15 protein-coding genes are annotated in these 18,274 nt (G+C 74.6%); 9 read left to right on the top strand and 6 right to left on the bottom strand.

The window, feature by feature from the left end; translation table 11 throughout:
• Positions 1 to 2 precede the first annotated feature (2 nt).
• The 3 genes from ACYVM4_RS12570 to ACYVM4_RS12560 all read right to left on the bottom strand — a co-directional run bounded on the left by ACYVM4_RS12570 (position 3) and on the right by ACYVM4_RS12560 (position 3,308).
• The gene (locus ACYVM4_RS12570) at positions 3 to 797 is read right to left on the bottom strand and encodes an amino acid ABC transporter permease (RefSeq protein ID WP_368820494.1); all 795 of its coding nucleotides are present in this window, start codon (positions 795 to 797) and stop codon (positions 3 to 5) included.
• A gap of 76 nt (positions 798 to 873) precedes the next feature.
• A complete protein-coding gene (locus ACYVM4_RS12565) occupies positions 874 to 1,719 on the bottom strand; it encodes an ABC transporter substrate-binding protein (protein ID WP_368820492.1) in 846 nt (281 codons plus the stop codon).
• A 125-nt stretch (positions 1,720 to 1,844) separates the two neighbouring features.
• Positions 1,845 to 3,308 (bottom strand): isochorismate synthase, encoded by a 1,464-nt coding sequence (locus ACYVM4_RS12560; protein ID WP_460668760.1) that lies wholly within the window; start codon positions 3,306 to 3,308, stop codon positions 1,845 to 1,847.
• 149 nt (positions 3,309 to 3,457) lie between these two features.
• Here ACYVM4_RS12560 and ACYVM4_RS12555 point away from each other — a divergent pair, with 149 nt between their 5' ends.
• From ACYVM4_RS12555 to ACYVM4_RS12535, 5 genes are all read left to right on the top strand, one after another.
• Positions 3,458 to 4,171, top strand: coding sequence for a demethylmenaquinone methyltransferase (locus tag ACYVM4_RS12555; RefSeq protein ID WP_368820490.1), 714 nt, complete (start codon positions 3,458 to 3,460; stop codon positions 4,169 to 4,171).
• Entirely contained in the window at positions 4,168 to 5,463 is a 1,296-nt protein-coding gene (locus tag ACYVM4_RS12550) for a geranylgeranyl reductase family protein (RefSeq protein ID WP_460668759.1), read from the top strand. Before ACYVM4_RS12555 ends, ACYVM4_RS12550 begins: the two co-directional genes overlap by 4 nt.
• Before the next feature lie 11 nt (positions 5,464 to 5,474).
• Positions 5,475 to 6,542, top strand: coding sequence for a polyprenyl synthetase family protein (locus tag ACYVM4_RS12545; protein WP_460668758.1), 1,068 nt, complete (start codon positions 5,475 to 5,477; stop codon positions 6,540 to 6,542).
• 95 nt (positions 6,543 to 6,637) lie between these two features.
• Complete coding sequence (locus ACYVM4_RS12540; protein WP_460668757.1) at positions 6,638 to 8,437, top strand: sodium-dependent transporter; 1,800 nt, start codon at positions 6,638 to 6,640, stop codon at positions 8,435 to 8,437.
• Positions 8,434 to 8,583: a methionine/alanine import family NSS transporter small subunit gene (locus ACYVM4_RS12535; protein ID WP_368820487.1), complete on the top strand. Its 150-nt coding sequence runs from the start codon at positions 8,434 to 8,436 to the stop codon at positions 8,581 to 8,583. Before ACYVM4_RS12540 ends, ACYVM4_RS12535 begins: the two co-directional genes overlap by 4 nt.
• 129 nt (positions 8,584 to 8,712) lie before the next feature.
• On the opposite strand, the gene rarD is transcribed toward ACYVM4_RS12535, so the two are convergent.
• Positions 8,713 to 9,648 (bottom strand): EamA family transporter RarD, encoded by a 936-nt coding sequence (rarD, locus tag ACYVM4_RS12530; RefSeq protein ID WP_460668756.1) that lies wholly within the window; start codon positions 9,646 to 9,648, stop codon positions 8,713 to 8,715.
• 21 nt (positions 9,649 to 9,669) lie between these two features.
• Positions 9,670 to 10,920, bottom strand: coding sequence for a DUF6882 domain-containing protein (locus tag ACYVM4_RS12525; protein WP_460668755.1), 1,251 nt, complete (start codon positions 10,918 to 10,920; stop codon positions 9,670 to 9,672).
• Positions 10,921 to 11,145: 225 nt separating this feature from the next.
• Here ACYVM4_RS12525 and ACYVM4_RS12520 point away from each other — a divergent pair, with 225 nt between their 5' ends.
• Positions 11,146 to 12,528 (top strand): SseB family protein, encoded by a 1,383-nt coding sequence (locus ACYVM4_RS12520; protein WP_460668754.1) that lies wholly within the window; start codon positions 11,146 to 11,148, stop codon positions 12,526 to 12,528.
• A gap of 15 nt (positions 12,529 to 12,543) precedes the next feature.
• On the opposite strand, the gene ACYVM4_RS12515 is transcribed toward ACYVM4_RS12520, so the two are convergent.
• The gene (locus ACYVM4_RS12515; RefSeq protein ID WP_460668753.1) at positions 12,544 to 13,032 is read right to left on the bottom strand and encodes a Fur family transcriptional regulator; all 489 of its coding nucleotides are present in this window, start codon (positions 13,030 to 13,032) and stop codon (positions 12,544 to 12,546) included.
• Positions 13,033 to 13,292: 260 nt separating this feature from the next.
• On the opposite strand from ACYVM4_RS12515, the gene ACYVM4_RS12510 reads away from it, so the two are divergent.
• The 3 genes from ACYVM4_RS12510 to htpX all read left to right on the top strand — a co-directional run bounded on the left by ACYVM4_RS12510 (position 13,293) and on the right by htpX (position 18,270).
• Positions 13,293 to 15,200 carry a zf-HC2 domain-containing protein gene (locus ACYVM4_RS12510; RefSeq protein WP_460668752.1) on the top strand — a complete coding sequence of 636 codons (1,908 nt, stop codon included), beginning with the start codon at positions 13,293 to 13,295 and terminating at the stop codon, positions 15,198 to 15,200.
• A 273-nt stretch (positions 15,201 to 15,473) separates the two neighbouring features.
• Complete coding sequence (locus ACYVM4_RS12505) at positions 15,474 to 17,168, top strand: zf-HC2 domain-containing protein (RefSeq protein ID WP_460668751.1); 1,695 nt, start codon at positions 15,474 to 15,476, stop codon at positions 17,166 to 17,168.
• Between the two features lie 217 nt (positions 17,169 to 17,385).
• Complete coding sequence (htpX, locus tag ACYVM4_RS12500) at positions 17,386 to 18,270, top strand: zinc metalloprotease HtpX (RefSeq protein WP_460668750.1); 885 nt, start codon at positions 17,386 to 17,388, stop codon at positions 18,268 to 18,270.
• The last annotated feature ends 4 nt before the right edge of the window (positions 18,271 to 18,274 follow it).

Below are 18,274 nucleotides of genomic sequence, written 5' to 3'. Positions count from 1 at the left end.
TCCTAGGACTTCTTCATGCGGTCGGTCTTGGACTCGAAGCGGCGGGTCAGGATGCCCAGCGGCACCGTGATGATCAGGTAGCAGACACCCGCCACCACCAGCGGGGTGAGGCCGGCGCCGGCCCCGGAGATCGCCTCGCGGCCGTACTTGGTGAGTTCGTACTGGCCCACGCCCATGCCCAGCAGGTAGACCAGGGAGGAGTCCTTGGTCAGCAGGATCACCTCGTTGGTCAGCGGCGGCAGCACGATGCGCAGGGCCTGCGGGATGACGATCGTGACCATGGCCCGGGCGTGGGACATGCCCAGGGAGCGGGCGGCCTCGTACTGGCCCTTCGGCACGGCCTGCAGGCCCGCCCGCAGCGACTCCGCGATGTAGGCGGCGGCCACGAGGCCCAGGGCGATCATGACCGTGACGTAGTGGTTGAAGCGGAAGCCGAAGGCCAGCGGGATGCCGTAGCCGAAGGCGAGGAAGACCAGCAGGGCGGGCACGCCGCGGAAGAACTCGATGTAGAGCGTGGCCAGCCAGCGGTAGGGCGCCACGGACGAGAGCTTCATGAGCGCGAGGACCACACCGCCGGTGAGGCCGACCACGAAGCCCAGCAGCGTGTAGATGAGGGTGTTCTTCAGTGCCACGGCGATGATGCCGGGGAACTGCTGGGCCGCGATCTGCGGGTTGAACACCTTCTCGACGAGCAGCGGCCAGTCGGCGATCGCGATCAGCGTGATGAGGACGAGGATCAGGACGGCGTACTGGACGCCGCGGGAGAGGCGTGCTCTCTGGTGCATGGTCATGGCCATGGGGTGGTCCGTTCTGGGTGGTACGGGCGGGCGGTGACGTGGCCGGCGCCCCCGGTGCGGGGCGCCGGCCCGGTGGTCAGTTCTCCTGGACGGGGATCCACGTCTCGACGATCTGCTCGAGCGTGCCGTCCTCCTCGATGCGGTCCAGGGTGGCGTCGACCGCGCCGAGCATCGCCTCGTCGCCCTTCGCCACGGCCACGCCGAGCTGGTCGTCGAGGGCCGCGGTCTCCTGGACCACGAAGTCCGGGTCGTCCTGGGCGTGCTGGGCGATCGCGGTGACGTCGTCGAGCACCGCGTCCACGGCGCCGGTGCTGAGCCCGGTGAACAGCGTGGTGGCGTCCTCGAACTGGACGGCGTTCAGGCCGAGCTCCCGGGCCTGGGTCTCGCCGACCGTGCCCTGCATGACCCCGACCCGCACCTGCTCCTCGCGGGCGGCGTCGATGGAGTCGACCCCGTCCTCGCCGTCGGTCACGAGGCCGACCTCGTTGTCGTAGTAGGGGTCGGAGAAGTCCATCACCGTCTGCCGCTCCTCGGTGATGGAGAGGGCGGAGATCGCGACGTCGCACTGGTCGGTCTCGAGGGCCGTGCCGGACTGGATCGACTCGAAGGCGAGGGTGACGTTCTTCATCTCCACGCCGAGGTCCTTCGCGATCTCCCGGCCGAGGTCCATGTCGAGGCCGACCATCTCGCCGCCCTCCTCCATCTCGAACGGCGGGTAGTTGGACTCCGAGCACACGGTCAGGAACCCGGGCTCCACCAGGGCCACGGCGGGGGACGCGGTGGCCCCCGCGGTCTCCCCGCCGCCGTCCCCGGCGTCCCCGGAGGGGCCCTCGGACGTGCAGGCGGTCAGGGCGAGGGCGGCGATCGCGGACAGCGCTGCCAGGGCGGGCGCGCGGGACGGGCGGGTCGTCGGACGGGGCATGCGGGGTTCCTCCGGTGGGAGCAGTGGTCGTCGGCGCGGTCGGGCCGGCCACGGGGCCGGCCCTGCGGGGCGGTGACCCCGACCGTGTTCGGGGACCAGGATACGGTGCGATCCCCGCGCCCGGCTCAGCCCGCCGACAGCCCCGGGGCGGGCACGAGGCGCTCCGGCGCCCCGGCGGCCCGCTGCCCCAGGGCCTGGAGCATGGGCCGCAGCTTCGCCCAGGTCTCGGCCAGCTCGGACTCGGGGTCGGAGGCGGCCACGATGCCGCACCCGGCGTAGAGCCGGACCGTGCGCTCGTCCTCCTGCACCGCCCCGCGCAGGGCGATGCCCCAGTCCCCGTTGCCGGCGGCGTCGAGCCAGCCGACGGGGCCCGCGTACAGTCCCCGGTCCATCTGCTCCAGCTCCGGGATCGTGGCGGCGGCCGCGGCCGTGGGCGTCCCGCACACCGCGGCGGTGGGGTGCAGTGCCTCGGCGAGCTCGAGGGAGGACGGCGGGTCCCCGGCCGGGCCCGGCCGCAGCGCCGCGGTGACGTCCGAGGCGAGGTGCCACACGTTGGGCAGCTCGAGGATGAAGGGCTCCGGGGAGGTCGTGACGGCGTCCGTGTAGGGGGCCAGCGACGCCTCGAGGGAGTCGATCGCGAACCCGTGCTCGTGCTGCTGCTTCTCGGACTCGCCGAGCACCCGCGCGGCGTACTCGTGCGGGTCCTCGTCCGGGGGCGCGGCGTCCCGGTCCAGGGTGCCCGCGAGCACGCGGGCGTGGGCGACGCCGTCGAGGACCCGCACGAGCATCTCGGGGGTGGCGCCCATCAGCCGGCCCCTGCCCGCGGGATCCCCGCCGAAGCCCACGCAGTACGTCCAGCACTGCTCGTAGCGCCGGGCGAGCTCCCGGACCACGGCCACGGCGTCCAGCGGGGCGTCCGTGCGCGCCACGACGTCCCGGGCCAGCACCAGCTTCTCCAGCCGGCCGGCGCGGATGCGCTCCACGCCGTCGCGCACGACCTCCGTCCACTCGTGCTCGCCCAGCGTGCCGGAGGACAGCCGGACCACGGCCGGCGCCGCGGGCGGCTCGCTCGGGGCGGGCGCGCGGCCGGGGGCGGAGCCGACCCGTCGCAGCCAGGCGGCCGCGACGTCGTCGGCGCTCAGCGCGAAGGGGACCCCGGGGGCCGCGGCCACTATTAGGCTCGCCCACGCGACGTCGTCCCGGCGGCCCACGAGCAGCTCCGGGACGACGAGCCCGGAGTCCACGGCGGAGCCGGTCGCGAACGTGAAGGCGCCGAAGGCCGCGAGCCCGGTCCCCGGCACCCCCACGCGATCCTCGACGACGGCGGCAGCCGCCAGGTCGTCCCACCACACGCGCGCGGCCGTGAACCGGTCCGCGCCGCGCACCGTGTGCTCGGCGGCACGGCCCCAGGCCACGAGGCCGCCCCCGTCCACGGTCCAGGTGAGCAGGTCCGGCCCGACCAGCAGCTCCCGCAGGTCCGGGAGGTCCGCGGGGTCCGCGCCCAGTGCGGACAGCGGCACCGTGAGGGCGTGCAGCACAGGAACAGGCGGGACGGCTGCGGGATCGGCTGCGGGGTCGGTGGAGGACATCGCCCACCAGTCTAAGCCGCCCGCCCGACAGCCCCGGGCCGGGCCGTCGCGGACGCAGCCGCCGGGCAGGGGGCGTGGAGGAGGCGCGGGGACGGCGCAGGGGGAGCGACCCCGGCGGGGGCGTCGGAGCGAGGTGCGACAATGACCGGGTGAACCGAGCAGACCTGACCAAGCAGCCGCACGAAGTCTCCGCCATGTTCGACGACGTGGCGCCGCGCTACGACCTCGTCAACGACATCCTCTCGCTGGGGCGGACCCGCGGCTGGCGCAGGGTCGTCGCGGAGGCGGTCGGCGCCGTTCCGGGGGAGAAGGTCCTGGACCTCGCCGCCGGGACCGGGACCTCGTCCGAGCCGTACGCGGACGCCGGGGTCGACGTCGTGGCGGCGGACCTCTCGCTCGGGATGCTCGAGGTGGGCCGCGCCCGCCGCCCCGACATCGAGTTCGTCCAGGCCGACGCCACGCGGCTGCCTTTCGCGGACGCGTCCTTCGACGCCGTGACGATCTCCTTCGGGCTGCGCAACATCCAGGACTACCGCCGCGCGCTCGCCGAGATGCTGCGGGTCGCCCGCCCGGGCGGCCGGCTCGTGATCTGCGAGTTCTCGACCCCCACGGCGGCCCCGCTGCGCACCGTCTACACGGAGTACCTCATGAAGGCGCTGCCCGGGATCGCCGCGCGCGCGGCGTCCAACCCGGAGGCCTACCGGTACCTCGCCGAGTCCATCGCGGCGTGGCCGGACCAGGAGGACCTCGCCGCCGAGATCCTCGCGGCCGGCTGGACCGGCGTGCAGTACCGCAACCTCACCGGCGGCATCGTGGCCGTGCACCGGGCCGTGAAGCCCGCCGCGGACGCCCCCGCCCGATGAGGGCCCTCGTCCTCGGCGGCGGGCCGGCCGGCGCCACCGCCGGGTACTGGCTCGCGGCGCACGGGATCGAGGTCACCGTCCTGGAGAAGACCGCGTTCCCGCGGGAGAAGGTCTGCGGCGACGGGCTGACCCCGCGCGCCGTGCGCGAGATGCGGCTCATGGGCCTCCCGCACGGGCCCGAGCTCGGCTACGCCCGCAACCGGGGGCTGCGGCTCGTGGCCCGCGAGCGCAGCGTCGAGGTGCCGTGGCCCGAGCTGAGCGACTTCCCGCCCTACGGGCTCGTGCGCACCCGGCTGGGCTTCGACGAGCAGCTGGCCGGGCACGCCCGCGCCGCCGGGGCCCGGGTGCTCGAGCGCCGGGCCGTGACCGAGGTGCTGCGCGACGGCTCCGGCCGGGTCGTCGGCGCCCGCGCCAACGTCCTCGACGCCGACGGGCGGCGCACCGGCGAGACCGAGGAGCACCGCGCCGACGTCGTGCTCGCGGCCGACGGCACCTCCTCCCGCACCGCGGTGTCCGCCGGGCTGCACAGGCGGGACGACCGGCCGATGGGGGTGGCGGTGCGCGCCTACTTCGAGTCCCCGCGCTCGGACCTGGACTGGATGGAGGGCTGGCTCGAGCTCACCGACGGCACCGACCCGCACCGGGCGCTGCTGCCGGGCTACGGCTGGGTCTTCGGCGTCGGGGACGGCACCGCCAACGTGGGGCTCGGGATCCTGGACACCTCCCCGGCGTTCGGGGCCCTGGACTACCGGAAGGTGCTCGCCGACTGGACCGCGTCCATGCCCGCCGAGTGGACGTTCGACGAGGAGCACCGCCGCGGCCGCGTGCTGGGCGCGGCCCTGCCGATGGCCTTCAACCGCACCCCGCACCATGTCCCGGGGATGCTCCTGCTGGGCGACGCCGCGGGCCTCGTCTCCCCGTTCAACGGGGAGGGCATCTCCAACGCCATGGAGTCCGCCCGCTACGCCGCCGAGCACGTCGTGGCGGCCGCGGCCGCCAACGGCCCTGCCCAGCGGGAGCTCGTGCTCGCCGGCTACCCCGACCGGGTGCGGCAGGAGTGGGGCGCCCACTTCACGCAGGGCCGGGTCCTGGCCCAGCTGATCGGCAGCCCCGCCGTGATGAAGGCCGCCGTGCGCACCGGAATGGCCATGCCCGCGCTGATGCGCTTCGTGGTCCGGGTCATGACGGAGCTCTCCGACCGTCCCGCCGCCACGTGGGAGGACCGCGTGGTCTCCCTCCTGGACGCCCTGACGCCCGCGACCGGCAACACCCGCCCCCCGAAAACTCGCTAGAGTGGTGGACCGTGACTGAATCCTCCTCCTCGAGCGCCGACGGCCCCGCCGCGGGTCCGGGCACCGATCAGGTGAAGCTGCCCGCCGGCTTCGACCTCATCGCGTCCGACGACCGGCTGGGCCCGGTCGTGCTGGGGTCGCTCGCCCGGATCGAGGAACGGCTGGACGAGGCGGTGCGCAGCGCCGACCACCTGGCCGACGTCACCTCCCGCCACCTGCTCCAGGCCGGCGGCAAGCGCGTGCGTCCCCTGCTGACCGTGCTGGCCGGGGAGATCGGCGGCGGCATCAACGACGCCGTCCTCGAGTCCGCGGCCGTCGTCGAGCTCACGCACCTGGCGACCCTCTACCACGACGACGTCATGGACTCCGCGCCGCTGCGCCGCGGCGTCGCCACCGCGCAGACCGTGTGGGGCAACTCGGTGGCCATCCTCACCGGCGACCTCATCTTCGCCCGTGCCTCGTCGATGGTCTCCGAGCTGGGCCAGCGCGCCCTCAAGATCCAGGCGGACACGTTCGAGCGGCTCGTGCTCGGCCAGCTGCACGAGACGGTCGGCCCGCGCGACGGGCAGGACCCGCTGGAGCACTACCTCGACGTCCTCTCGGGCAAGACCGGCTCCCTCATCGCGGCGTGCGGTCACTTCGGCGCCGTCCTGGCCGGGGCCGAGCAGGACGTCGTGGACGTCATGGTCGAGTACGGGGAGAAGGTCGGCATCGCCTTCCAGCTCGCCGACGACGTGATCGACGTGACCGGGGAGGACGAGGTCTCCGGGAAGTCGCCGGGCACCGACCTCCGCGAGGGGGTGCCCACCCTGCCGGTGCTCATCCTGCGCCGGATGGCGGGGGACGGGGACGCCGAGGCGGTGCGCGCCCTCGAGCTCCTCGACGCCGACCTCACCTCGGACGAGGCCCTGGCCCGGGCCGTGGCGGCGGTCTCGGCGCACCGGGCCACGCAGGAGGCGTGGCGGATCGCCCGGCAGTGGGCCGATGCGGCCATCGCGTCGCTCGAGCCCCTGCCGGACTCGGTGGCCAAGCGCGCGCTCGTGGCGTTCGCCCACGCCGTCGTCCACCGCGAGGCCTGAGCTCGCACCGCTCCGCGGGTCAGCGGTGTGTCGCAGCGCTCGGACGGACTAGCCTGAAGCCGTTCGCAGACCACTTCCCGCACCCGAGGACGACCATGACCACACAGTCCCCACCCGGCCGTGCCGCCGCGCCCCGCGAGGCGTTCTCCAGCCGCACGGTCTTCATCTTCGCCGCGATCGGCTCCGCCGTCGGCCTCGGCAACATCTGGCGCTTCCCGTACATCGCCTACGAGAACGGCGGTGGAGCGTTCATCATCCCGTATCTCGTGGCACTGCTGACGGCGGGCATCCCGCTGCTGATGCTGGAGTACGGCGTCGGCCACCGCTTCCGCGCGTCGGCCCCGCTCGCCTTCCGCCGCCTCCACCCGAAGACCGAGTGGATCGGCTGGTGGCAGATGGGCATCAGCTTCGTCATCGCCGTCTACTACGCCGTCATCCTGGGCTGGGCGATGCTCTACACGTTCTTCTCGTTCAGCAAGGCGTGGGGAGCGGACCCCGGCACGTTCTTCCTCGCGGACTTCCTGCAGGTCTCCGAGGAGGTCACCGTCGGCTTCGACTTCGTGCCGAGCGTGCTCATCGCCACCGGCGTCGCGTGGCTGGCCCTGCTCGTCGTGCTGCTGCTGGGCGTGCAGAACGGGATCGGGAAGGTCAACCTGATCCTCATCCCGCTGCTGGTGCTCATGTTCCTCGTGATCGTCGTCATCGCCCTCACCCTGCCGGGAGCCACGGACGGGCTCAACGCCCTGTTCACCCCGAACTGGGCCGCGCTGGGCAACAGCGCCGTGTGGGTCGCCGCGTACGGCCAGATCTTCTTCTCGCTGTCGGTCGGCTTCGGCATCATGATCACCTACTCGTCCTACCTCAAGCCGAAGACGGACCTCACCAGCTCCGGACTCGTGGTGGGCTTCGGCAACTCCAGCTTCGAGATCCTGGCCGGCATCGGAGTCTTCGCGGCGCTGGGCTTCATGGCCTCGACGGCGGGCGTGGCGGTGGACGAGGTGGCGACCTCCGGCATCGGCCTCGCCTTCATCGCGTTCCCCACGATCATCTCCCAGGCACCGTTCGGCACCCTCATCGGAGTGCTGTTCTTCGCCTCGCTGACGTTCGCCGGCTTCACCTCCCTCGTGTCGATCGCCGAGGTGGTCGTGGCGGCCGTGCAGGACAAGCTCGGCCTGCGCCGCCGCACCGCGGTCGTGGCCGTCGTGGTGCCCATGGCGATCATCTCCCTGGCGCTGTTCACCACCACCACCGGCCTGAACCTGCTGGACGTCACGGACAACTTCGTCAACCAGTTCGGCATCGTCGCCGCGGCGCTGGTGTCCGTGATGCTGCTGACGGCCGGCTTCTCCGCGCTGCCCACGCTGCGGGACCACCTCAACTCGGTGTCCTCCTTCAAGCTGGGCCGCACGTGGATGGTCGTGGCGGGAGGGATCACCCCGATCGTGCTGGGCTACATCCTCATCGACACGCTGACCACCACCATCGCGGAGGGCTACGGCGGAATGCCCACGTGGTTCGTCAACACGTTCGGCTGGGGCATGGCCGCGGGCCTGGTCGTGCTCGCGCTCCTGCTCTCGAAGGTGCCGTGGCCGGCCGCCTCCCGGGCGAACGAGCTCAGCCCGTCCCCGGCGATCCTCGACGCCCACGTCGACCGCCACCGGTTGCGCGGGGACCAGCCGCTCTCCCGCTGGTCGGACACCGCCCTGCGCACCCCGGCCCTGGACCAGGACTTCTCCTACCGCACCGTGGAGGGGGGTGCCGAGGGGACCTCCGGCCGGCACGCCGCCGAGGGGAACGGCACGGACGCGCCCACCACGGGCAGCGCTCCGGCGCCCTGGACGAGCCGCCCGACCGCTACCGACACCCCGTCCCGTCCCGAGGAGGACCACCGATGACCACGTCCGCCGTCATCATGCTGATCGTCGCCATCGTCACGGTCTGGGGCGGCTTCATCGCCGCCGTGGTCCACCTGCGGCGCACCCCCGAGGTCCCGGACGACGACCAGGGCTTCGGCGCGGAGGACTACCCCCGCACCACCTGACCCCGTCCCTGCCCCCCCCCGGCAGGAGCAGGAGGGCTCCCGGCGCCGCACGGTGCCGGGAGCCCTCCTGCGCGTTGCAGGCCCTCGCCCCGGCCTCGGGAGGGGGGCGATGGGTCCTGACCGGGCGGCTCAGGCGCGGCGGACCCGCGGGGCGCGCACCGCGTCCAGCACGAGCAGCAGCACCGCGAGCCACACGAAGCAGAAGCTCACCCAGCGCACCACCGGCATCTGCTCGCCGAGCACGAGCACGGCCAGCAGGAACTGCATGATGGGCGTCAGGTACTGGATCATGCCCACGGTGCTCAGCGGCAGCCGGCTCGCCGCGGCGCCGAAGAAGATCAGCGGCACGGCCGTGATCACCCCGGCGGCCAGCAGCAGCAGCGCGTGGCCCGTTCCCTCCGTGCCGAAGGTCAGCGAGCCGTCCGCCGCGAGCACCGCCACGACCACGGCCGCCACGGGAGTCAGTGCCATCGTCTCCACGGTCAGGGTCACGACGGCGGGAAAGGACCCGCCCACCCGGTTCTTGACCAGCCCGTAGAGGCCGAAGGAGAAGGCGAGGCCGAGGGACAACCAGGGCACGCTGCCGTAGAAGGCGGCCATGACCACGACCGCGACGAAGCCGATCCCCACGGCCGTCCACTGCAGGGCCCGCATCCGCTCCCGCAGCACCACCACGCCGAGCAGGATGGCCACGAGCGGATTGATGAAGTAGCCCAGGGAGGCCTCGATGGTGTGGCCTGTGGTCGTCGCGACCACGTAGAGGAACCAGTTGATCCCGATGAGCAGGCCCGCGAGAGCGAGCGCAGCCAGGGTGCGGGGGGAGTGGAGCGCCCGACCCAGCGCACCCAGCTGCCGTGTGAGGGCCAGCAACGCCAGGCAGAACACCAGGGAGAAGAGCACGCGCAGCGCCACGATCTCCAGGGGGGTGGCCGGCTCCAGGACGACGAAGTAGAGGGGCAGCAGGCCCCAGATGCCGTAGGCCCCGAAGCCGGCCAGCAGACCGGCCCGGGTCCTCGACTGCTCGTCGGGATCCGGGCCGGGCGCGGTGTTGTATGCGGCGGTCACGCTCGAGGGTACCGCCGGGGATCAGAGGCCGAAGAATCGGCTGAAGAAGCCCTTCTTCCGATCGCCCTGCTCCTCCTCGGCGGTCTCCTCGCCCTCCACCACCGGCTCCGTCCCGGCGCTGCCCGGGACGCCGGGACCGGCCACGACCTCGCGCTCCACCTCGCGCTCGACCGTCGGCTCCTCGACGGGCTCCCGGTGCTGCGCGGTGGCGGGCTCGGGCACCTCCTCGGGGGCCGGCCGCACTGGCTCGGGGCCGGGCACCACCGTGGTGCTCACGCGGCCCGGCCGCACGTCCCGGTCCGAGGGCTCCTGGTCGAACGGGAGATCGGCTTCGGCGGCACCGGCGTGCGCGGCCGCGGGCTCCTCGGCCTCCCGGGGCTGCTCGACCGGCTCGGGCTGCTCCCGTGCGTGCTCCGTCTCGACGAAGTCGGGCACCTCGATCGGCTCGGGCTGCTCCTGCGGGGCCTCCGCGGGCACCGGGGCGCGCCGCGGCTCGGCCTCCTGCCGGGCGGCCGTGGCCTCGGCGGCGGCGCGCTCCTGGCGCAGGGTGGCGGCGCGGTCCCGCGCGTCGGCGGCCAGGTCCACCAGGATCTCGGGACCCACGGCCGGCTCGGCCGGCTCGACGCCGGAGATCTGGTGGTCGTCGAACCAGAACCGCTGCGCGCCGTCCCGGACGGTCACCACGCAGGTGGCCGCGGTGTCCCACTCGATGTGGGCGCCGCGCAGCTTGGCGTAGGAGTCGACGGCGAGGTTGTGGTCCACCGCGGTGTCCGTGGTCAGGGCCTCGGCGATGACCCGCATCATCCGCTCCACGGTGAGCTCGGGCAGCTCGAACTCGGGCCCGTCCAGCAGCAGCCACGCGGTGACGCCGCCGCCCGCTCCCGCGGGGTAGTGCGCGTACACGCCCGTCACCGCCTTGGCCGCCAGGGTCAGCCGGCGGGCCAGGCCCTCCGCCACGGGCAGCTCGTCGGTGGACAGCTCGTCCACGCCCAGCCGCTCCCCGGCCTCGCGGGCCTGGACCGCGGCGGAGACCACCTCGGCCGGGAAGTGGCCCAGCTCCTGCCAGGACCAGATCCAGGACCCGCGGGAGGCGGACTCGGTGCCCAGCAGGTAGGGGGTCAGCGTCACGGGGGGCTCGGTCTGCAGGGTGAACGCCGGCGCGGAGAAGTCGACGTCCCACCCGGCGCCCTGGGTCAGCTCGGCCAGCCTGGCCTGGTACTCGGTGGAGATGAAGATCGACTCGTCGATCAGGTCCTGCAGCGTTTTCGTCATGCGTCCAGGCTAGCAACCCTCGCGGGTGCGGAAGCGTCACCGCGGGCGTCGCCCGGTGCGTCGGCGGGGTGCCGGACGGCGGGTGCGCCCGCGGCGGCCGGGGACCGCTTGGGTAGGGTGGGGTCGAGACCTCCGGGGCCGGGCGGCGCCGCGTCCGGCCCCGCGCCCGCCCCGTGACCACCACGATCCGAGCAGGCCCCCCGCGGGCCGGGAACGAGCCACCGCATGAGCGAGACCCCCGCCACCCCGCCCCCCGGACCGGAGCGGCAGGAGCTGCTGAACACGATCGGCTCGTGGGTGCTCTCCGTGCTGCGCACGGAGCCGGGATGGGACCGGATGGTCGTGGACCTCAAGTTCCAGGACGGGCGCGTGCACCTGCGCGTGCGCGAGCAGCGCGGCCAGGAGGTGGTGCCCGGCACGGCCGGGCCCATCAAGGAGGACAGCGCCGTCATCCCCGCCGTCGAGCAGCTGCGGGAGAACGTCCACGTCCCGGGGCGCGGGACGTGGTTCACCGCCACGGTCGTGATCCTCGCCGAGGGCTGGCCCAAGCCGACCCACCGGATCGGAGGGACCTACGACCTCGACGGCGAGCCCCGCCAGTGGGGGACCGAGGGGCCGTTCACGGCCCAGGACGTCCTGGCGCACCTCGAGCGCTTTCCCCGCACCCGAGCCCGGATCCCGGCGTGGGCCGCCGAGCTCGCCCAGCGGGACGGCGTCGAGCTGCCGGCCCTCGCCCCGGGCGCCGAGCAGCCGGCCGACCCCAAAGGGGTCGTCCACCCCCTGGTGCGGACGGCCGTCGACCGGTTCGCGAGCGCACCGGACAACAAGGCCATGATCGAGGTCATCCGCCAGTGCATGGCGGGCTTCCTGCTGCTGGACGTCACGGCCAGTGACCTCGTGGAGGGCCCGGGCGGGGAGACCGTGGGGCCGGAGTCCACCCTGCGCGTCCAGACCCTGCGGGAGCCGGACGGGACACGGTCGCTCGCCGCGTACACCTCGGCGGCGGAGGCCCAGGCCATGTTCGACCGCCACCACCCGGACGGGGGGAAGCCCGTGCTGCTGCGCGAGTCCGCCGTGAAGGTCCTCAAGATGCTCGCTGACGACCCGCAGCACGACCACCTGGTCATCGACCCGGCCCGCCAGGGCTGCCGGATCAGCCGGCCCCAGGTCGAGTGGGCGATGCGGGCCCCGCGCAACGACGCCGTGAAGACCGCGATGCTCGAGAACAACATGTCGCAGCTGCTCGCCGGGCTCCTGGCCGCGGACGCGGTGCTGCTGCTCGGGGCGCGCGTGCAGGACGGGCGGGCCGTGCCCGTCTACGCGAAGCCGCAGGAAGAGGGCGCCGCGCCGGACACCCTCATGCTGTTCACGTCCGCGCCCGAGATCGCCGCGCTGGACACCACCCTGGAGGTCCGTTCCGCACCGGCCCGCCAGGCGCTGCGCTTCGCCCTCGACGCCGGGGCACGGAGGATCAGCATCAACGCCCGCCCTCCGGTGGCCACGCTGACCGCCGACCAGCTCCGCGACCTCCTGGCCCTCGTGGAGACCGAGCCGGGGCGGGCGGGGGCCGCCGGCGGCGGGACCGAACAGGGTCCGGCCGGGAGCTGAGACCGGGCGGGCCGGTCAGCCCGTGGTGGGGGAGGCCTGCGCGGGGACCGGCCCGGCCGCGAGGCAGTCGGCGCAGATGCCCTGGTAGACGACGTCGGCGGTGAGCAGCTGCATGCCGTGGTGCTCGGAGGGCGTGAGGCACGGGGCGTGGCCGACAGCGCAGTCGACGTCGGCGACCGTTCCGCAGCGCACGCAGTACGCGTGGTGGTGGTTGTCCCCCGTGCGGGTCTCGTACCGGGCCGGCGACGCGGGCGGCTCGAACTTGCGGAGCATGCCGACGGTCGTGAGGTCGGAGAGGACCACGTAGACGGACTGGAGCGTGATCGCCGGCAGCACCGTGCGGACGTCCGCGAGGACGTCGTCTGCGGTGGAGTGCGGGCGGCGGTCCACCGCATCGAGGACGGCCAGCCGCTGCTTGGTGACCCGGCGGCCGTGGGAGCGCAGCAGGTCCGACCACGCGGTGGCCCAGGCGGTGTCCGGTGCGGGGCGTTCCGTTGTCTGCATCCTTCCACCGTAGCGTTATCACGATGGACTCACAATAGCGGTGCTCGTCCGTGCCCAGTGCGTACGTCATGGTCAACCCCTCGTGACCGTTCTGGTCGCATCGGCGGTCATCGGCTTTCACCGGTCTCTGACCTGCGCATACGATGTGCGCGGGGGATGGGGATCCGGCACCGCCGTCGTGGCGTGCTCGCCCGCGGGCCGGACGGGACGTTCCCGAAGCTCTTTCTCGCCGAACGACCGCGACCACCACGGAGACACACATGACGCGTCCTGCCCACGCCCGCTCGAACGGCCCCACCGGCGAGTCGGAGGCGTCCCGCGACGACGTCCTCCTCGACGCCGTCCACTCCGGGGACGCCGACGCCTTCGGGGTGCTGCGGGAGAGGTACCACGGCACTGCCCTCGCGGTGGCGCGGTCGCGGACCGGCAGCGCGGAGGAGGCGGAGGGCGTCGCCGCGGCGGCTCTCGGGCGGATCGAGCAGATCGTCGGCGAGGGCGGGGGGCCCCGTGCCTTCCTCGGCGCCTTCGTCGTGTGGATGGTCGGGCGGGAGGCCGACGGCGGCACGCGGCCGGTCGCGCTGCCGGACGATCCCGCGGACCCCGCGTCCCTGGTCCGGGTCTTCAGCGGCCTGCCCGCCGAGTGGCAGAACTTCCTCTGGCGCACCGAGGTGCTGGGCCACAGCGCCCGCCGGGCCGCGGCGGCGCTGGGGCTCGGCGCGGTCGCTGCCGCCGGTCTGCATCGCGACATGGTCCGGGGGCTGCGGGGGCTCTACGGCCGGGCGGCGGCGGACCGGGTGGCGGGAGCGGACTGCGCGGAGTTCTCCGGCGAGCTGCCCCACTTCGTCCGCGGCACCCGCGGGCAGCGGAGCCGGCGGGACGTCAAGGCGCACCTGGACGGGTGCGCGCGCTGCACCGCCGAGTACCTGAGCCGTCAGGACGTCGGGACGGGCCTGCGCACCTGGACGCTCCCCGTCCTGGCCGGCCTGCCGCTGTGGGGAACCGAGGCCCTCGAGCTCACCAACAGCATTGCTGGTGCCGAGCCCGGCGCGGCCGCCGGAGCCGGTGCCGGGAAGGGCGCCGCCGCGGCCGGTGCGGGCGTTGCCGCGGGGGTCACCGCCGCCGGGGCGGGAGCCTCCGTTTCCCGCACGGACGGTGCCGCGGGGACCTCCCCGTGGTCGGGCCGCAGGGCGAAGGTCCTCCTGGGCGCCGGGGCCCTGGCGACCGCCGTGGCGGTCGCCGCGGTGGCCGTGTCCGGCGGGGAGGACCCCGTCCCGGGCGCCGGCAGTCTCGCCGCCGAGCAGGCGCCGCGCACCGCCGAGGACCTGGAGAGGCCACGCGCGGACGACCCGGCGGCCGGAACCGAGGACGCGGACGACGACGCCGCGGCCGGAGTCTCCGCGTCGGGGCGCGACGGGAGCTCGTCCGGGTCGGACGGCGCCGCGGTCGAGCAGGACCCGCCCGGCGCTCCGGTCGGAGCCCCGGTCGACGCCGCGGCCGGAGCGCTCCAGGGCGGTGCCGGGCCGGAGGCCGCGGCGCTCGTGGCCGACGCCGACCGCAGCGGCGACGCCGCGGGCGGGGCGGCGGTCGACGCCGACGGTGTCCCTGTGGACGCGTCGGATCCCTCCGGGGGCGGCGGGGCCGCCCGGCCGGGGACGGGCGAGGGACGGCCGGCTTCCGTGCCGGGCGGGTCCCGGACCACCGAGGCCGGCACGCCCGGCGCGGCGTCGACCGGTGGCGCGGCGCGGGACACGTCCACCGGGGGCGCTCCGGTGAGCGCTCCGCCGGCAGAGAAGGCGGACGCTCCCTCACCGGCGCGGGGCCCGCGCAACCCTTCACCCACGCCGGCGCTGGAGGGCTCCCTGCCGACTGTGACCCCCAGTCCCGCCCCGTTCCAGGCGCCGGTGCCCCCGGCCCTGACCATCGGTCCTCCCAACGATCCCGCGCGTCCCGGTGCCGCTCCCGGACACGGACGCCAGCGCGCGGACCAGGGGGCCGACACCCGCCGCGAGCACTCGCGGCGACAGCGGGAGTCCGGCTGGAGCGACGCCCGGTCCTCCGAGCGGGGGCACGCCGGTCGTCATGACCGCGACCACCACCGGGGTCAGGACGGCAAGCCCGGTCGCCCCCACCGGGGCGGCGATCATCGGGGGGACCACACCCACCGCTGAGCGCAGGTCCTCGCCGGCGCCTCCAGGCACCCCGGCGCCGTCCGGCAGCCCTGTGTTACGAACGGGAACCCCTCGTGACAGGCGAGCGTGCCGGGCCCCGTCGAGGCGCTCTACCATGGGTTCGGGGGACCGGGGGGTCCACAGTCCGAGAAGCCGCGCGCCGTCGGCGTGCGCGTCGTCATCGTCATGCCGGGGGCCGCGACCTCGCGGCACCGCTCCCGGGTCGCCCGCACCGCAAGGTGTCCGAGCGTTCCCGAGACCGACGGAGATCCCATGACGCGCACGACCGAGGCGCTCGCCCAAGGGCGCACCCCGCGCACCGACGAGGAGCTGCTCGCCGCGGTGCGGGCGCAGCACCCCGACGCCTTCCCGGACCTGCGGGACCGGCACTGGCACACCGCAGTGGTCGTGGCCCGGCTCCACACGCCGAGCCGCCAGGACGCGGAGCAGCTGGCGGGCACGGCCTTCGACCAGGTCCTCGCGGAGATCGGTGACGCGGGCGGCGACGAGGACGGTCCGGGGGTGTTCCTGCGGGCACGGCTGGTCGCCGTCGTCGGCCGGGCCGGCGTGGAGCGGGACGGCGCGGCCGGGACGGTCGCCGGCATCTACCTCGGCCTCCCGGCGTCCTGGCAGGCCGTGCTGTGGCACCTCGAGATCGAGGCCCTCGGACTCGAGCGGACGGCCGCGGTGCTCGGGCGGAGCCCGGCCGCCACCACCGCGCTGCACCTCGAGGCCCGCGCCGGGCTGCGGGCCGCCTACCGCCGGACCCGGCAGGACCTCGCGACCCTCCCCGGGTGCGCGGACTGCGCGGCCGACCTCGGGGCCTTCGCCGACGGCGGCCTGTCCGCGGAGCGGACGCAGGCCGTGCAGCTCCACCTCGTCGAGTGCCCCCGCTGCACCGCCGACCACCTGTACCTCCAGGACACCGAAGCAGGCCTGCGCGGCTGGCTGCTGCCCGTGCTCGCCGGGGTGCCGCTGTGGGGCCACCGGACCGACGAGCTCGTGGAGCTGGTCCGGACCGCAGGGCGGATGAGCGCCGGACGCCTGGGGGCGGCTCCGGGCACCGACGTGGCCGGAGGCGCCCTCGCCGCCGTCCACGTCACCCGGCGGGGCCGGAAGGTGCTGGTCGGCGCCGGCGCCCTGGCGGCCGCCGCGGCGCTCGCCGGAGTCGCCGTGACGGGCTTCGGCGGTCTCGGTGACGGGACGACACAGGCCGCAGGACGCGTCGGCGGCTCCGGCGCGACGACACCCTCCGCCTCCGCGCCTCCCATCCCCTCCGGGGCCGACGACGACGCGGTGACGACGGCCCGCGGTTCCGGTGCCGCGGTGTCCCGCGGCGCCCGCGGGGTGCTCTCCCTGCCGACCTCCGAACCGTCCCCCGGTCCCCTGACCGAAGCCGCGGCCGAGGCCCGGACCGCCCGCGCGGTCGGGACGATCACCGCCGCCGCCACGGCGGACGGGACGGCCGCCGGCTCGGGGCAGGCCGGCGCCGAGCCCGGTGCGTCGACCGGCCGTCGCACCGAGGCGGCCCCCCGCACACCGGGGAGCATCCAGGTCGACGCCCGTGCGCCGCGGCCCGCGGCGCCGGGCGCAGAGCCGTCGGGCGCGCAGTCCTCGGGCGGCGGCGCCACCGGCGGCTCGCCGGCAGCCGGTGGCGGGGGCAGCGCTCCCGCGTCGCCGCCCGCGGGCAACGGCGGCATCCCGCCCGGGGACACGCCGCTCGAGCAGCCCCCGGCGGCTGAGACGCCGGCGCTCGGGGACACCCCGGTCGAGCAGCCCCCGGCGGCTGAGACGCCGGCGCCCGAGGATCCGGTCGTTGAGACGCCCGTAGAGCTCCCGGCGACGGAGACTCCGGTGATCGAGGCGCCGGTGACCGGGTCTCCCGGGGCCGAGGCCCCGGCGACGGATGCCCCCGCGACCGTGCCTCCGGCGACCGTGCCCCCCGCTGACGAGGGTCCGGCGATCTGAGCACCCGTGCCGGTGACGCCGCCGGCACCGGTGCCGGCGGTGTCACCGCTCCCACGCCCGGCGGGTGACCGCGGATCGCGCACACCCGCGGAACGACAGGAGGCTCGGAGCCGGCTGGGAGATCTCTGGACCTCGCCCGGCCCGGGAAGACGGGCGCCGCCGGCGGAGTTGTGCCCAACGGAAGACTCGCGTCCCCGATGAAGGAGCCACACCCGCGATGCACAACCACAACAACGGGCTCAAGACCGTCCTGCTCCTCGGCGGCTTGTGGGCGGTGCTGCTGGCCATCGGATGGGTCGTGGCGAGCGGGACGGGAAGCAGCGTCTTCATCTGGGTCTTCGCTCTGATCGGTCTGGCGTCCACGGCGTACAGCTACTGGAACAGCGACAAGCTCGCGCTGCGCTCCATGCGCGCCATCCCGGTCACCGAGCAGCAGGCACCCGGGTACTACCGGATCGTGCGGGAGCTGTCGCAGCGGGCGGACCAGCCGATGCCCCGCCTGTTCATCGCCCCGACGATGAGCCCCAACGCGTTCGCCACCGGGCGCAACCCGGAGAACTCGGCGGTGTGCGTGACCGAGGGCATCCTCCAGATGCTCGACGAGCGCGAGCTGCGGGGCGTGCTCGGCCACGAGCTGATGCACGTCTACAACCGGGACATCCTCACGTCCTCGATCGCCGCGGCCGTGGCCGGCATCATCACGTCGGCCGCGCAGTTCCTCCAGTTCACGGCCATCTTCGGCGGCGGGCGGGGCGAGGACCGCGGCAACCCCCTGGTGGGGCTGCTCCTGGCCTTCCTGGCGCCGCTCGCCGCGACCGTCATCCAGCTCGCGGTCTCCCGCACACGCGAGTACGACGCCGACGAGGACGGCGCGCAGCTCACAGGGGATCCGCTCGCGCTGGCTTCGGCCCTGCGCAAGATCGAGATGGGCGCGACCGCCCGGCCGCTGAACCCCGCCGACCAGAAGCTCGTCAACACCTCGCACCTCATGATCGCCAACCCGTTCCGGGGCGGCGGTGCGGCAAGCCTGTTCCGTACCCACCCACCGACCGCGGACCGTGTGGCCCGGCTCGAGGGCATGGCGGGGATCGGCCGCCGCTGATCCG

Source organism: Kocuria himachalensis, assembly GCF_054784195.1.
The sequence above is the reverse complement of the archived record's forward strand: the minus strand, read 5'-3'. Positions and strand labels throughout refer to the sequence as shown.

What these genes read in the sequence shown, in the direction of transcription:
- ACYVM4_RS12560 (WP_460668760.1), bottom strand. Translation starts at nt 3,308, where the DNA reads ATGTCCTCCACCGACCCCGCAGCCGATCCCGCAGCCGTCCCGCCTGTT.
- htpX (WP_460668750.1), top strand. Translation starts at nt 17,386, where the DNA reads ATGCACAACCACAACAACGGGCTCAAGACCGTCCTGCTCCTCGGCGGC.
- ACYVM4_RS12535 (WP_368820487.1), top strand. Translation starts at nt 8,434, where the DNA reads ATGACCACGTCCGCCGTCATCATGCTGATCGTCGCCATCGTCACGGTC.
- ACYVM4_RS12570 (WP_368820494.1), bottom strand. Translation starts at nt 797, where the DNA reads ATGGCCATGACCATGCACCAGAGAGCACGCCTCTCCCGCGGCGTCCAG.
- ACYVM4_RS12515 (WP_460668753.1), bottom strand. Translation starts at nt 13,032, where the DNA reads ATGCAGACAACGGAACGCCCCGCACCGGACACCGCCTGGGCCACCGCG.
- ACYVM4_RS12525 (WP_460668755.1), bottom strand. Translation starts at nt 10,920, where the DNA reads ATGACGAAAACGCTGCAGGACCTGATCGACGAGTCGATCTTCATCTCC.
- ACYVM4_RS12505 (WP_460668751.1), top strand. Translation starts at nt 15,474, where the DNA reads ATGACGCGCACGACCGAGGCGCTCGCCCAAGGGCGCACCCCGCGCACC.
- ACYVM4_RS12520 (WP_460668754.1), top strand. Translation starts at nt 11,146, where the DNA reads ATGAGCGAGACCCCCGCCACCCCGCCCCCCGGACCGGAGCGGCAGGAG.
- ACYVM4_RS12565 (WP_368820492.1), bottom strand. Translation starts at nt 1,719, where the DNA reads ATGCCCCGTCCGACGACCCGCCCGTCCCGCGCGCCCGCCCTGGCAGCG.
- ACYVM4_RS12510 (WP_460668752.1), top strand. Translation starts at nt 13,293, where the DNA reads ATGACGCGTCCTGCCCACGCCCGCTCGAACGGCCCCACCGGCGAGTCG.
- ACYVM4_RS12540 (WP_460668757.1), top strand. Translation starts at nt 6,638, where the DNA reads ATGACCACACAGTCCCCACCCGGCCGTGCCGCCGCGCCCCGCGAGGCG.
- ACYVM4_RS12550 (WP_460668759.1), top strand. Translation starts at nt 4,168, where the DNA reads ATGAGGGCCCTCGTCCTCGGCGGCGGGCCGGCCGGCGCCACCGCCGGG.